This is a genomic window from Actinomyces ruminis, assembly GCF_002154335.2.
In the GTDB taxonomy this organism is placed as follows: Bacteria; Actinomycetota; Actinomycetes; order Actinomycetales; family Actinomycetaceae; genus Actinomyces; species Actinomyces ruminis.
On record NZ_MTPX02000063.1, the window covers coordinates 1 to 13,642 of the forward strand.

At 69.0% G+C, this 13,642-nt stretch carries 5 protein-coding genes, 2 tRNA genes and 5 pseudogenes; 6 read left to right on the top strand and 6 right to left on the bottom strand.

The annotated features are described in order from the left end of the window. Both BW737_RS11850 and BW737_RS11855 read right to left on the bottom strand, forming a co-directional pair. Positions 1 to 257, bottom strand: a pseudogene (locus tag BW737_RS11850) (ribonuclease D); the annotation flags it as partial. Further along, a complete protein-coding gene (locus BW737_RS11855; protein ID WP_086615688.1) occupies positions 254 to 808 on the bottom strand; it encodes a DUF3000 domain-containing protein in 555 nt (184 codons plus the stop codon). The pseudogene BW737_RS11850 and the gene BW737_RS11855, both read right to left, overlap by 4 nt. Positions 809 to 1,040: 232 nt before the next feature. Here BW737_RS11855 and BW737_RS11860 point away from each other — a divergent pair, with 232 nt between their 5' ends. Then, positions 1,041 to 2,165, top strand: coding sequence for a lipid II:glycine glycyltransferase FemX (locus BW737_RS11860; protein ID WP_086615689.1), 1,125 nt, complete (start codon positions 1,041 to 1,043; stop codon positions 2,163 to 2,165). A 40-nt stretch (positions 2,166 to 2,205) separates the two neighbouring features. On the opposite strand, the pseudogene treY reads toward BW737_RS11860, so the two are convergent. After that, positions 2,206 to 4,733, bottom strand: a pseudogene (treY, locus tag BW737_RS11865) (malto-oligosyltrehalose synthase). Further along, a pseudogene (glgX, locus tag BW737_RS11870) lies at positions 4,730 to 7,014 on the bottom strand (glycogen debranching protein GlgX). Before glgX ends, treY begins: the two co-directional pseudogenes overlap by 4 nt. Positions 7,015 to 7,280: 266 nt before the next feature. Here glgX and BW737_RS11875 point away from each other — a divergent pair. Beyond that, positions 7,281 to 7,353: transfer RNA gene (locus BW737_RS11875), tRNA-Gly, on the top strand. A 1-nt stretch (position 7,354) separates the two neighbouring features. Beyond that, positions 7,355 to 7,426, top strand: a tRNA-Val gene (locus BW737_RS11880). A gap of 786 nt (positions 7,427 to 8,212) precedes the next feature. Here the strand turns inward: BW737_RS11880 and BW737_RS18670 are convergent. Both BW737_RS18670 and BW737_RS20040 read right to left on the bottom strand, forming a co-directional pair. Then, the gene (locus tag BW737_RS18670; RefSeq protein ID WP_257210791.1) at positions 8,213 to 8,698 is read right to left on the bottom strand and encodes an aspartate aminotransferase family protein; all 486 of its coding nucleotides are present in this window, start codon (positions 8,696 to 8,698) and stop codon (positions 8,213 to 8,215) included. A 220-nt stretch (positions 8,699 to 8,918) separates the two neighbouring features. Continuing rightward, positions 8,919 to 9,509 (bottom strand): annotated as a pseudogene (locus BW737_RS20040) (DegT/DnrJ/EryC1/StrS family aminotransferase); the annotation flags it as partial. A 47-nt stretch (positions 9,510 to 9,556) separates the two neighbouring features. Between BW737_RS20040 and BW737_RS11890 the strand changes: the two are divergent. The 3 genes and pseudogenes from BW737_RS11890 to BW737_RS11900 all read left to right on the top strand — a co-directional run bounded on the left by BW737_RS11890 (position 9,557) and on the right by BW737_RS11900 (position 13,639). After that, a complete protein-coding gene (locus tag BW737_RS11890; RefSeq protein ID WP_086615691.1) occupies positions 9,557 to 10,810 on the top strand; it encodes a carboxylate--amine ligase in 1,254 nt (417 codons plus the stop codon). Positions 10,811 to 10,903: 93 nt separating this feature from the next. Then, positions 10,904 to 12,943, top strand: a pseudogene (gene thrS, locus BW737_RS11895) (threonine--tRNA ligase). Positions 12,944 to 13,045: 102 nt separating this feature from the next. After that, on the top strand, positions 13,046 to 13,639 hold the full coding sequence (locus tag BW737_RS11900) for an HIT family protein (RefSeq protein ID WP_257210793.1): 594 nt from the start codon (positions 13,046 to 13,048) through the stop codon (positions 13,637 to 13,639). Positions 13,640 to 13,642 lie beyond the last annotated feature (3 nt).

Below are 13,642 nucleotides of genomic sequence, written 5' to 3' on the forward strand. Positions count from 1 at the left end.
CCCGGCCCCCTCGCGACGCAACTGCACCAAGTAGCGTCCTGACCGTAGCGGAAACCGGAGGCGCGCTCGGCGTCCACGGCGACCGGCCCGACGCCCGCATCCAAGGCCGCGGCCGCCCGGACCAGCGCTGGCGGAGTATCGGTCACCGGGGGCAACCCCTCAGCGGGCCGCCGATAGGCGACGATGGCGTCGGCGGGCACCGGGGCATCGGTGGTACCAGGAACGGCGGCCGGACAGGGTGCGGGGGCGCCGGTCATCGCGCCGCCCCCGCCAGTCCCAACGGCACGGCGCTCTCCGGCTCATGACCTGCGGCCAGGTGAATCAACTCGTACCAGGCCTGCAGATGTGGGCCGAGATCGGGTGTGGTCGGTGTCCAGGAGGAGCGGATCTCCACCTGGGCGCTGGCGTCGGTTAGTTCCAGGCCACCGAAGGTATCGGACAGCACCCGGGTGACGGTGCCGACCAGTGCGTGTCGGCCGGCACCGGAGTGCTCCAGCGCATCGGTCAGCCAGGACCAGGCCGCGGCGCCGAGCAGTGGGTCCGCGCCGATGGCCTCATCCACCCGCGCGCGCACCATCACCACCAACCGGAAATCGCCATCCCAGGCGGGCTGCGTCGCGGGATCGTGCAATACCACGAAGCGTCCGGAGGCCAGCGGCGTGCCCGCCTCCGTCTCCACCGTCTCCGCCGTCAGGGCTGCGGCATAGGGGGCGAGCCGGGCCGGGGCGGGCACCTCTTCCAGGATCAGCCCACGCGGTCGGGCAACTTCGCGCAGCGAGAGCAGAGCGGTGCGGAAACGCTCCGGCATGGACGATGCGGCCGACTCTGGGGCCGACGCGCGCGGGATATCAGCCACCGCCCCAGGCTACCGGCCGGGACGCGCGCACCGCGCTGCCACGCCGTGCGCCCGACGTCGTCGGACACGTCTCAGGCGCTAGCGCACCGCAACCCCCTCTCCTGGTCTATCGTGAGACCGGCCAGGCGGGCGCAGCTCGCGGTGGCGACACCACTAGCCCCAAGACAGGACAGGAACACACTCCATGACCTTGCCCGACAACGCCACCCCCCGCGCATCCGGCGGCACCATGCGGCGCATCGACTGGGAGACCTTCCGGCGCATTGCCGCCGACGCCGAAACCACGCTGCCCATCGAGCAGAGCGCCGCGTGGGACGCCTTCGACGCGGCCATGGACGGACGCGAGCCCTGGGGACGACTGGTCTACTCCGCCGCCGACGGCACCCCCCGCGCCTTGATCTCGCTCACCCGGATGTCCGTGCGCGGCTTCCCCTACCTGTGGGCCCGGCACGCCCCGGTGTGGCTGGGGGCTGAGCCGACCGCCGCGGAGGAGGCCGAGCTGCGGGAGCTGCTGGTTCAGGGCGTGCGCTTCCACGACCCGGCCATCGTCTTCGTACGCCTGCATTGCACCCACCCGGCGCCGGAGCTGCACGAGTTGCTGCAGACCATGGCCTACGACCACACCGTGATTCTGAATGTGGACCGGGCCGACGACGAGGCCTTCCTGGCGTCTTTCAAGCCGCGTGGGCGCCGCGACGTGCGTAAGGCGCTGCGCAACACCGAGTTGACCTACCACGATGAAACGGACCGGGCCGAGGAGGTCTTCGGAGAGCTATACCAGATCCTCCTGGAGACCGGCGACCGAGACGGCTTCCACGCGGCCCCGGAGGACACCTACCGGACCATGCTGCGCACGCTGGGTCCCGACCACTGTCGTTTGTATGTGGCCCGCCGCGGTGGTCGGGAGGCACTGGCCTGGAGCATCGACACCATCTGGGGCGATGGCGCCGGACGCTACTACGCCGCCTCGACCGCCGAGGGGCGGCGGGGACGGGCCGCCGACGCCCTGCTGTACAAGGAGGGCTGCTGGCTGCGTGAGCGCGGCGTACGCACCTGGGACCTGATGGGTGCCGGTTCCGAACGGACTCCCGAGTTGAACGGCGTCGGCTCATTCAAGGGCAAGTTCACACCGGAGGGGACTGTGGCCATTCCCGGGCCATGGGACGTGCCGGTGCGTCCACGCGTGTACGCCGGGCTGGTGAAGGCGTTGGAACTCAAGCACCGCGCAGAGGCAGGAGTCGCCGTCGTACGCGGCCGTATCGGCGCGCTGCGTGGCGGCGTCGACGACGCCGCCACGGCTCAGCAGTAGCCGGCCGCACCGTGCGCGTGCAGCGGGCTCCGGTTCAGGGCTACCCGCGGCGTGGGCGGGCCAGCACCACCACCGACTCCTCGCCGACGACATCGGCCAGGCGGCGCGTGCCGCCGGACACCGGCGCGTCGGCGAGCACATCGGTCCACTCGCCCGGTGGCAGCACGATGGTGTGGTCGCCCCAGCCGCCGAGTCGTTCCAGGCGGCGGCCCAGACGGCGCACCAATACGACCACATCGGCCTCATCGTCCAACAGGCGGGCGTAGGCGAAGGCACAGGCGGTGGTCATCGGCAGCGGCATGTAACCGGAGCGTTCACCGACGAAGGTATCGGGCCTTTCGGCGCGCAATCGGCATAGCCGGCTGGTCAGGCGCAGTTTGGCCTCATCCAGCGTCTCCTCGCCATGCAACCCGGAGTGATCCACTCGGTCGAGGGCGGCCCGCAGGCCGCCCGGGGAGTCATAGTCGACCGGGCGGCGGTTGTCCGGGTCCACCAGGGAGGTGCGGGTGATCTCACTGCCTGGTAGATGTCTGCGACTCCGAGCCAGGTGAGTGTCATCGCCTTGTTAGCCAGGATGGTGTCTCGCACGGCGCGGGCGGTCAGTGCGGCGAAGTCGTTGAGTTCCTCGGCCACGTCTGCGCGTGCCAGCAGGGCGGTTGCGTAATAGGCCAGCTGGCCTTCGCGCTCGGTGTCCGGCGCCGTCCACGTAGTCCACGACTTCTGCTCGCGGGCCGCCTTGATGAGGTAGGCACCCAGCCGCTCGCCGTTGATCGGATCTGCTGAGGCGGGGGCCCAGGTTCCCCACAGGGTCTGCCACAACAGGTTCTCGGTGGCCCCATCCAGATCGGCGGGACGTATCCCCGCGGTCAAGTCGCGCAGCCGATGAACTACCTCGACCCATTCGGCGGCGTAGGAGGCGAGCACGTCGATGCGGGCGCGCACGTCCTCGCTCCGCTTGGTGTCATGGGTCGTGGACGTCACCATGGTGGCGGGCCAGCTGTGCTGTACGCGCTGGGCCCAGGCGTGCGCCTCATCGGCGGGCAGGGCGAAACCGGCGGGGTCGCCACCCACCTCGGTCAGGCTGGTCAGGTGCGTCCACCGGTAGAAGGTGGTGTCCTCCACGCCCTTGGCGGTGACGGCGCCGCACACCTGCTGGAAGCGGGTGATGATCTCAGCGCGCTCGGGGGTGTCTGAAGGCTCACCGGCGCCGACCTGCTCGCCCAGCAGGATCGCCACCACCAGATCGAGCGTGGGGAACTGGTCGGGCGTCAGGCGGGCACGCGCCCGTTCGGCGGTCTCCCGCAATACTGCGGCCTGCTCCGCATCCGTGTGTCGGCCCGGAAGCACGTAGGCCCGATAGCGGTCCGCGGCCACCAGCAGCTCCACCACGCAGGCGCGCAGGTCCCGGAAGGTGTGGTCGGACAGGTACAGGTCCCGGGAGGCGATCGCATGCAGCAGGTCCACCAGCCGGTTCACCTCGGAGGCCAGCGAACCGGCAATGATCTCCCGCTTGGCGTCACCGGACACGCGGGCGTAGTCGATTGGCACGTTCCCGGTCAGCTCCCGCATCAGAGCGCCGAGAGTGCGGGCACCAGCGGGATCGACCTGCAGCTGGTCGATGCGCCAGGCGGCGTCATAGCCGGTGGTGCCGGCGGCACGCCAGGAGTCCGGCAAGAGTTCGTCGGGCGCAAGGATCTTCTCCGCCGCGACCCAGGCACCGCCGGTGGACTGGGCGAGGCGGGCCAGGTAACCCTCCGGGTCGGCCAGGCCGTCGGGGTGGTCTACCCGCAGGGCGTCGATCGTCCCGGCGTCGAGCAGGTCAAGGATGAGGGCGTGGGAGCCGGCGAAGACCTCCGGGTCCTCCACGCGCACGGCCGCGAGTGTGGCAATGTCGAAGAAGCGCCGGTAGTTGAGCTCCTCGTCGCCCACCCGCCAGTAGGCCAGCCGGTAGTGCTGGCGACGCAGCAACTCCGGCAGGTCCAGGGCGTGGGTGCCCTCCGCCAGCGGGAAGACATGGTCGTAGTAGCGCAGCACCCACTGCTCGCCCCGCTCCGGCTCGGTGGGGATGGCCATGCGCTCCACGGTGAACTCGCCGTCGGTCAGGGCCTGTCCGATGCGCTGGCCGAGCACCGGCATCAGCAGCTTTTCGCCGCGGGGGGCGTCGAACCAGCTGGCGTACGGCGAGTCCGCGCCGTCGCGCAGCACCGACCACAGGGGTGGGTTGTGCCATACCGGAGTCGGCACCGACATGTGGTTGGGGACGATGTCCACCACCACGCCCATGCCGGCGGCGTGGGCATCCCGGGCCAGGGCCTCCAGGCCCTCCCGGCCGCCCATTACGGCACTGATGTGGGTGTGGTCGACGACGTCGTAGCCGTGGGTCGAGCCCGGGCTGGCCGCCAAGACGGGGGAGAGGTACAGGTCGGTCACGCCCAGCTGCCGCAGGTACGGCAGCAGGGCGCGCGCAGCTTCGAAGGTCAGGGACTCTCCCAGTTGCAGCCGGTAGGTGGTCACCGGGGTGCGCTTGCCCGGGCCGGGGAAGTGGCGGGTAACGTCGTTGGAGTTCATGCGGTGTCTCCTGCCTGGCCGGCAACGGTGCCGGTCGACTCGACTGGTTCCGGCACTGCCGACTCGACGGGCTCCGCGGCCGCGGCGCCGTCGGCGGGGGCTGCCTCGGCTGCGGCCTGGGGGGTGGCCGGTTCGGGCTCGGGGATGGAGATCAGGAACAGCATGGAGTGGCCCTCCACCGTCACCTCCTGACCGGCCTCCCACTCCTCACCGGATCCGGTGGCCACCTGCTCCGGGCGCGGGGCGGTGCGCGGAGCCGTGTCGAGCACCGTGCGCCAGCGGGGGGAGTGATCCGGCCCGGGCAGGGTGAAGACGATGTCCTCACCGGAGGCGTTGAACAGCGCCAGGAAGGAGTCGTCGGTGATGCGCTGGCCGCGCTCGTCGGGCTCGTGGATCGCATTTCCGTTGAGGAACACCGTCATGGCCCGGGCATACCAGGTGTCCCAGTCCTCGTCGGTCATACGCGCGCCGGAGGGGCTGAGCCACTCGATTTCGCCGAGCTCCGACTCACCGCCGTGGCCGGCCTCGCCGGTGAAGAAGCGACGCCGACGTAGCACCGGATGCTGCTTGCGCAGGCGAATCATGTCGCAAGTGAATTCGAGCAGGTCCTCCTGCTCCTCGGTCAGGTCCCAGTTGATCCAGGTGATCTCATTGTCCTGGCAGTAGCCGTTGTTGTTGCCGCCCTGGGTGCGGCCCAGCTCATCGCCGTGGCAGATCATGGGCACACCCTGGCTGAACATGAGGGTGGCGATAAAGTTGCGTACCTGTCGTCCGCGCAGGGTCAGCACGTCGGAGTCATCCGTGGGGCCCTCGGCACCGCAGTTCCAAGAGCGGTTGTCGCTGGCGCCGTCGGCACCGCCCTCCCCATTGGCCTCGTTGTGCTTCTCGTTGTAGGAGACCAGGTCGTGCAGGGTGAAACCGTCGTGCGCGGTGACGAAGTTGACGCTGGCCACCGGGGTGCGGCCGGAGCGCTGGTACAGGTCGGAGGAGCCGGTGATACGGGCCGCGAACTCACCCAGGGTGGAGGGCTCGCCGCGCCAGAAGTCGCGCACGGTGTCCCGGTACTTGCCGTTCCACTCGCTCCACAGGGCGGGGAACTCGCCCACGTTGTAGCCGCCCTCGCCTACGTCCCAGGGCTCGGCAATCAGTTTGAGCTGAGACAGGATCGGGTCCTGGTGGATGATGTCGAAGAAGGCAGAGAGCTTGTCCACCTCGTGGAACTGGCGGGCGAGCGTGGAGGCCAGATCGAAGCGGAAACCATCCACATGCATCTCGGTGGCCCAGTAGCGCAGTGAGTCCATGATCAACTGCAGCACCGCCGGCGAGCGCATGAGCAGCGAGTTGCCGGTGCCGGTGGTGTCGAAGTAGTGGCCTGGTCGCCGTCGACCAGCCGGTAGTAGGCGGCGTTGTCGATGCCCCGGAAGGAGAGCGTGGGGCCCATGTGGTTGCCCTCGGCGGTGTGGTTGTACACGACGTCGAGCAGTACCTCGATGTCGGCCTCGTGGAAGGCCTTGACCATGGACTTGAACTCCTGCACCTGCTGGCCGTCGGTGCCGTGTGCGGCGTAGGCGTTGTGCGGCGCGAAGTAGCCGATGGTGTTGTAGCCCCAGTAGTTGGCCAGGCCCTTGTCCTGCAGGAAGGTGTCGTTGACGAACTGGTGCACAGGCATCAGCTCGATCGCAGTGATGCCGAGGTTCTTCAGATGGTCGATCACCGCCGGTTCGGCGAGGCCGGCGTAGGTGCCGCTAAGGTGCTCGGGAATGTGCTTGTTCAGCTTGGTCATGCCCTTGACGTGGGCCTCGTAGATGATCGTGTTGTGGTACTCGTGGCTGGGCGGGCGGTCCCGGCCCCAGTCAAAATAGGGGGAGACCACCACCGAGCGCATCGTGGCGGGTGCGGAGTCGTCTTGGTTGCGCACCGACGGATCGGAGAAGTCGTAGGAGTACAGCGCCGGCGAGCCGTTCACCTGGCCGGACATGGCCTTGGCGTAGGGATCCAGCAACAGCTTGGAGGGGTCGCAGCGGTGACCGCGCGCCGGGTCATAGGGCCCGTGCACCCGGTAGCCGTAGTGCTGGCCGGGCTGTACCGACGGCAGATAGGCGTGCCACACATCCGCGTCCTCCTCGGTCAAGGGAATGCGGGTCTCGGTGCCGGCGGCATCAAACAGGCACAGATCCACAGCCTCTGCAACCGAGGAGTACAGGGCGAAGTTCGTCCCGGAGCCGTCGTAGTTGGCGCCCAGTGGGTAGGGGCGGCCCGGCCAAACCGACAGTTCGGGCATCTCCGGGCGTTCTCCCTCCGGCACCGGCTGAGCCCGGGTGGGCTGGGGCGCGGATGGCGCTGCGGACGACGAAGAGGCGTCGGCAGAGGCGTTCTTGGAACTGTGCATGAGCACAACTGTGCCACGGATTGACGCCCCCGCGGCGGAAACCGAGCGCCGTGTGCGAGGGTGAGCGAGGTCATCCCGCATAGGGACCGAGATGATTTGTCAGCGTCCGGACCGCTCTGCTAACTTTTCTCGCGTGCCTCACATGAGAGGCCGGACATGCGGATGTGGCTCAGTTGGTAGAGCATCACCTTGCCAAGGTGAGGGTCGCGGGTTCGAGTCCCGTCATCCGCTCGGGCGATTGGCGCAGCGGGAGCGCGCTTCCCTGACACGGAAGAGGTCACTGGTTCGATCCCAGTATCGCCCACGCGTAAGGCCTCGGGCGGTTCGGTCCGAGGCCTTTTGAGCACCTGGGGCCATCGAATCGGACGTGCTGCTTCAGCGGGTTATCGGCGCGAATGCGCGTGGTTCGGGCGTGTCGTGGGCTGTTAGCCGGCTCGTCCGGCCCATCCCTCGCGTTTCCGAAGGCTTTCTTCGGGTTATCGGTGCGAACCTGTTGCTTCAAGCCGGCGTGTTGGGGGGATGCCTGCCGGCGACCTCCCCGGTTTGGACCGCTGTCCCCTGTTTGGACCGTGTAAGTCCATTTGGACCGCTTGCCCCTGTTTGGACCGCCGTTGTGTGCCGCGTGGGCGGTCCAAACCGACGCAGGGGGTCCAAACCGACGCAAGGGGTCCAAACCGACGCAGGGGGTCCAGACTCGGGGCGGTGCAGCGCCATGAGCGCCTGGAGGTGCACCTGCCCCGCCGCGAGCTGGTCCCGACCTTCCCCGCCGTTGCAGAGAAGAACCCCGGCCCTGCGCACGCAATCGCGCCGACAGTTTCAAGTGTGCGGGCGTTGCCGGCTCGGCACCTGTTACGACGGTTCGTCAGGTAGGACGACGGTTCGTGCGTTTGGGGCGACGATTCGCCATGAACCGAGACGGTTCGTGCGTCTACCCCCCGAACCGTCGCGAGAAGTGCCGAAGCGTCGGTGCTGGGTGACGAACCGTCGCCACAACCCACGGACCGTCGGCGCTCGATTCAGCGCCCGCGACGAACTTCAAAGCGAGCGCACCCGGCCCGAGTCGATGACTCCTTACCTATCCTCGTCCGGCTCAGGCGCGGTGGCGCGACCACTTCTGGACCAGACGGACGGCGTCGGCGGCGTGGGCGTCGTCGAGCTCGGTCGGCAGCGCCACCACACGCGCCGAGACGTCCCGCGTCACCGGCAGACTGTCGGGCGTGGCAGGCGCGCAGAACGCGGCCTCGTCGTCTACTCCCGGATATAGCAGTGGCCGACCCCACCTTTCCGCGAACACCCCGATAGCGCGCATGCCGGAGATGAGCCGCTCGGCCTCGGCGGTGTTGGGAAGCAACAGCGGGAAGCGCAGCAGGGGCGATGGGTCGCCGCGCAGTACCCCGTCGGGGACGGTGACGCCGGCGAGCTCGGGCAGGGCTTCGCGGAAGCGGCTGACCACCCGGATTCGGGCGGTGTCGGCCTCGGGCAGGCGGCGGAGGGCGGCGGTGGCGGTGCGGGCCACCCACTCGGAGGGCGCCATCGGCTGGTAGGGCAGCCGACCGGCCTCCTCGGCGCCGGCCACAGCCGGTTCCAATAGGCCGGTGCGGGTGGCGGGCGGCGCGGGCGGGCGCCGAGACGGCGCGTGGCAGGCGAGCCAGCACGCGGGCCTGGTTGCGGTACATGCGGGCGGCGGCGCCCAGGCGGTGGCTCAGGTCCGGCAAGGCGCCCAGCGCGGCCCGCAGCGCGGAGTCCAGGGCGGCGTCGCGCCCCGCCAGTTCAGGGTTGATCCAGACCGCCCCACCGAAGTGAGTCGGCAGGCTCTTCTGCACGCCGAAGGAGTGGAACGACACGTCGGCGAGCGGCCGATCGTCGTCCCCGCACGTGAGGCGGGCGACGCAGTGAGCGGCGTCCTCCATGACGACGGCGCCGCGGTCGTGCGCCTGCCGTGCCAGCTGGACGGCCTCATCGCGTCCCGGGATGCCGAAGGTGTGCTGGATCACCAGGCCGCGAAGGGGAAGGTCTGGGTCGGCGGGGTCGGTGGCCGCGGCAACGGCGCTGGGGGACAGCGCCAAGGTGTCGGCGTCGATGTCGGCATAGCGCGGGGTGAGCCCCGCAGCCATGATGGGCACCACCGCCGTGCAACAGGTGAACATCTGGGTGAGGACCGCCCCGTCGCCGTGCGTGGCGCGGATCTGCTCCAGGGCCACCTGCATGCCGTAGCGTGCCTTGAAAACCGGGTACCAGTCCTGCGCGCTGGTTCCGCTCAGGCGGGCCAGTTCGGCGCGCAGCTCCGGGAAACGGCTGTCGGGTTGAGTCATGGCGACCTCCTCCACGTGGCCCGCGGTGGGCAGCAGCGAGTGTAGGTGAGTGTAACGGTCGGCAGCCGGTACCATCCGCTAGCAGGCCCAAGAGGGCTGCCCCCAGTTTCAGGAGCACGCTTATGAAGAAGTTCCAGCCGGTCATCGTCGGCGGCGACATTGGCGCCTACGCGCTCGCCCGTGAGTTCAATGACGCCTACGGGGTGGTGCCCGTGTTGGTCACCAAATACGACCCGCTGGCGATCCGCGACTCCGCGATCGTGACCCGCCACCAGTGCGACAGTGCCGACGACGCCGAGGGACTGGTGGCGGAACTGGAGGCTCTGGGCGCGCGCCTGACCGCACAGAACCCCGGCGTGCCGCTGTTGCTGCTGGCCAACACCGACTGGCGGATCCGGGTGCTGGCCGAGCACCGGGAACGTTTGGAACGGTTCTACCTGGTGCCGATCCCGTCGCTGGATACCATCGACCTGGTTAGCGACAAGGAGGGATTCGCCCGCGTCGCCGCCGAGCAGAACCTGCCGGTGCCGCGTTCCTGCTACCAGGATCTGTCGGGAGCCGACGCGCCCGACTGGCGCCCGGCACCGCTGCCAGAGGACCTCACCTTCCCGCTGGTGGCCAAGCCGGCGGACTCCTCCGCCTACGAGACGCTGGAATTCGAGGGCCGCAAGAAGGTCTACTTCATCCGCGATGCGGCCGCGCTGGAGGACCTGTGGCGCACCCTGGCGGACGCCGGATTCCGCAGTCGCTTCGTGGTGCAGCAACTGGTTCCCGGGGATGACACAGCGATGTATTCCGTGACCGCGTACGTCGACTCGCGCGGCCAGGTGTCAATGAACGTCGCGGCCCGAGTACTGCTGGAAGAGCACGCCCCGGCGACACTCGGCAACCCCTGCGCCATGATCACCTTCGACGCGCCGGAGCTGTTCGCCGCCGCCGAGCGCTTCCTCACCGCCACCGGCTACCGGGGCTTCGCGAACTTCGACATAAAACAGGATCCGCGCACCGGTCAGTTCTTCTTCCTGGAGGTCAACCCGCGTATCGGGCGCAACAGCTTCTACTGCGTGGGCGCGGGGGTGAACCCGATGGAGGTGCTGGTCGCGGATGTCATTGATGGGGAGCCGGCCGCACCGGCCCGTTACACGGCTGGTTGCCTGTACACGTTGGTGCCCGGTCGTCTCCTGGACCGCTACGTGCGCGACGAGACCCTGAGCCGGCGCGTGTGGGAGTTGCGCCGCTCGGGCCGCGTGCTCAACCCTCTGAACAATCCCAAGGACGCTGCTCCGCGACGCCGGGCCTACCGGCTGGCGGGCGAGCTGAACCAGTGGCGCAAGTTCCGGCGTTTCTACCCCGAGCCGACCGACACCGGCTTCTGAGCCGGAGGGCTGTTGCAGCACTCGGTATGATCCGGTGCGTGCGGGCACCAGTACAGCCCGCCTGAGCTGATCGATTGATCAAAAGGAGTCCCCGTGTCCAACCAGCCCCCCATCGATATCGTCCTCGACGGCGCCACTCACAGCATCGGGGCGGGCACCACGGGGACCACGCTGTTCGCGGACGCCCGCGAGGTGGTCGCCATGAAGGTGGACGGCGAGCCCTGGGACCTGGACCGCGCCGTCCCGGCGGGCGCCGTCGTCGAGCCGATCACGCTGGACAGCGAGGACGGACTGAATATCCTGCGCCACTCGGCCACGCACGTAATGGCGCAGGCGGTCCAGGAGCTCTTCCCCGATGTGAACCTCGGCATCGGCCCCTTCATCACCGACGGCTTCTACTACGACTTCGGGGGCATCGACGCCGTCACCCCCGAACTGCTGCGCGAGATCGAGAAGCGCATGAAGCGCATCGTCAAGGAGGGCCAGGCCTTCCGGCGCCGCGACATCACCGAGGCCGAGGGACGTGCGGAGCTGGCCGACCAGCCCTACAAGCTGGAGCTGATCACCACCAAGGGCGCCGGCGCCGAGTCCGCCTCCGTGGAGGTCGGCGCGGGTGGCCTGACCATGTATGACAACGTCCGTCGCGACGGCACCGTCGCCTGGAAGGACCTGTGCCGCGGCCCCCACCTGCCCTCTACGAGGCTCATCGGCAACGGCTTCGCCCTGACCCGTTCTTCGGCCGCCTACTGGAAGGGCGACCAGAACGGCGACTCCCTGCAGCGCATCTACGGCACCGCCTGGGCCAGCAAGGACGACCTGAAGGCCTACCAGACCCGTATGGCCGAGGCCGTCCGCCGCGACCACCGCCGGCTGGGCGCGGAACTGGACCTGTTCTCCTTCCCCGAGGAGATCGGCCCCGGCCTGGTGGTCTTCCACCCCAAGGGCGGCATCCTGCGCCACGAAATCGAGCAGTACGTGATCGACCGTCACATCCAGGCCGGCTACGACCTGGTGCACACCCCGGAGATCTCCAAGGGCGGCCTGTTCCACACCTCCGGTCACCTGCCCTACTACGCGGACACCATGTTTCCGCCCATGCTCGCCGATGAAGAGCGCGACGCCGAGGGCAACATCACCAAGCCGGCCAGGAGTACTACCTCAAGGCTATGAACTGCCCCATGCACAACCTCATCTTCCGCTCCCGCGGGCGCTCCTACCGGGAGCTGCCCCTGAAGTTCTTCGAGATGGGCCGCGACTACCGCTACGAGAAGAGCGGCGTGGTGCATGGGCTCACCCGCATGCGCGGCTTCACCCAGGACGACTCCCACACCTACTGCACCCCCGAGCAGGCGGGGGAGGAGATCCGCAAGCAGATCGAGTTCTTCCTGTCGATCCTGAAGGCCTTCGGCCTGGAGGACTTCTACCTGGAGCTGTCCACCCGCGACGAGGACGGCGCCAAGAAGGACAAGTTCATCGGCTCCGACGCGACTGGGAGGCCGCCACCCGCACCCTGCAGGAGGTGTGCGACTCCACCGGGCTGCAGCTGGTCCCCGACCCGGGCGGCGCCGCCTTCTACGGCCCCAAGGTCTCCGTGCAGGTCAAGGACGCCATCGGCCGCACCTGGCAGATGTCGACCATCCAGTACGACTTCAACCAGCCCGAGCGCTTCGACCTGGAGTACACCGCCGCGACGGCAGTCGCAAGCGGCCCATCATGATCCACGCCGCCAAGCTCGGCAGCGTCGAACGCTTCATCGGCGTGCTCACCGAGCACTACGCCGGCGCCTTCCCGGCCTGGCTGGCACCCGTGCAGGTGCGGCTGGTGCCCGTGGCGGATGCCTTTGACGCCTACGTCGACGACGTGGCCGCCAAGCTGCGCGCCCAGGGGGTACGCGTAGAGGTGGACCACTCCGACGACCGCTTCGGCAAGAAGATCCGCAACGCCTCCAAGGAGAAGGTCCCGTTCACGCTGATCGCGGGCGGCGACGACGTCGACGCGGGGGCGGTGTCCTTCCGCTTCCGCGACGGCTCCCAGACCAACGGCGTGCCCGTGGACGCGGCGATCGCCCACATCACCCGCGTCATCGCCGAGCGCATCAACGAGCCCGCGGGGGAGAGGCTCGCCCGTGACTGACACGACCGATCAGGCAGCCGGGCAGGCCGACGCGCCCGAGCCGACCGGCTCGGCGCCGGCGCAGGCGGGCAGGCACCCGCACTGACGCAGCTGGAGGGCACCGTGGTCGACGGCGTGCGCATCCAGGCCCCCTTCCAGCCGGCCGACACCCCCGACCCGTTCGGGCGGCTGTGGACCCCGCACCGCATGGTCTACATCGGCGGGCAGGACAAACCCGCCGATGACTCAACCGACCAGTGCCCCTTCTGCGCCGCCCCGGGCCGAGCCGACACGGACACCCTCATCGTCCACCGGGGCCATACCGCCTACGTGCTGATGAACCTGTACCCGTATAACACCGGCCACCTGCTGATCTGCCCCTACCGGCACATCTCCGACTGGACGCAGGCCACCGCCACCGAGCGCACCGAGATCGGCACGCTCACGGCCCGCGCCATGGAGGTGGTACGCGCCGTCTCCCACCCACACGGCTTCAACCTGGGCATGAACCAGGGCCAGGTTGCGGGTGCCGGGATCGCCGCCCACCTGCATCAGCACGTGGTGCCCCGCTGGACCGGTGACGCCAACTTCATGCCGATCATCGGCAAGACCAAACCCGTACCCCAACTGCTGGGAGACCAGCGCGACCAACTCGCCGCGGCGTGGGACAGCACCCCCACCGCACTGGACACGGACCGCCCGGACCCGGAACGCTGAGGA

Coding starts and splice junctions, on each gene's coding strand:
- BW737_RS11855 (WP_086615688.1), bottom strand. CDS start 808: ATGCCGGAGCGTTTCCGCACCGCTCTGCTCTCGCTGCGCGAAGTTGCC.
- BW737_RS11860 (WP_086615689.1), top strand. CDS start 1,041: ATGACCTTGCCCGACAACGCCACCCCCCGCGCATCCGGCGGCACCATG.
- BW737_RS11890 (WP_086615691.1), top strand. CDS start 9,557: ATGAAGAAGTTCCAGCCGGTCATCGTCGGCGGCGACATTGGCGCCTAC.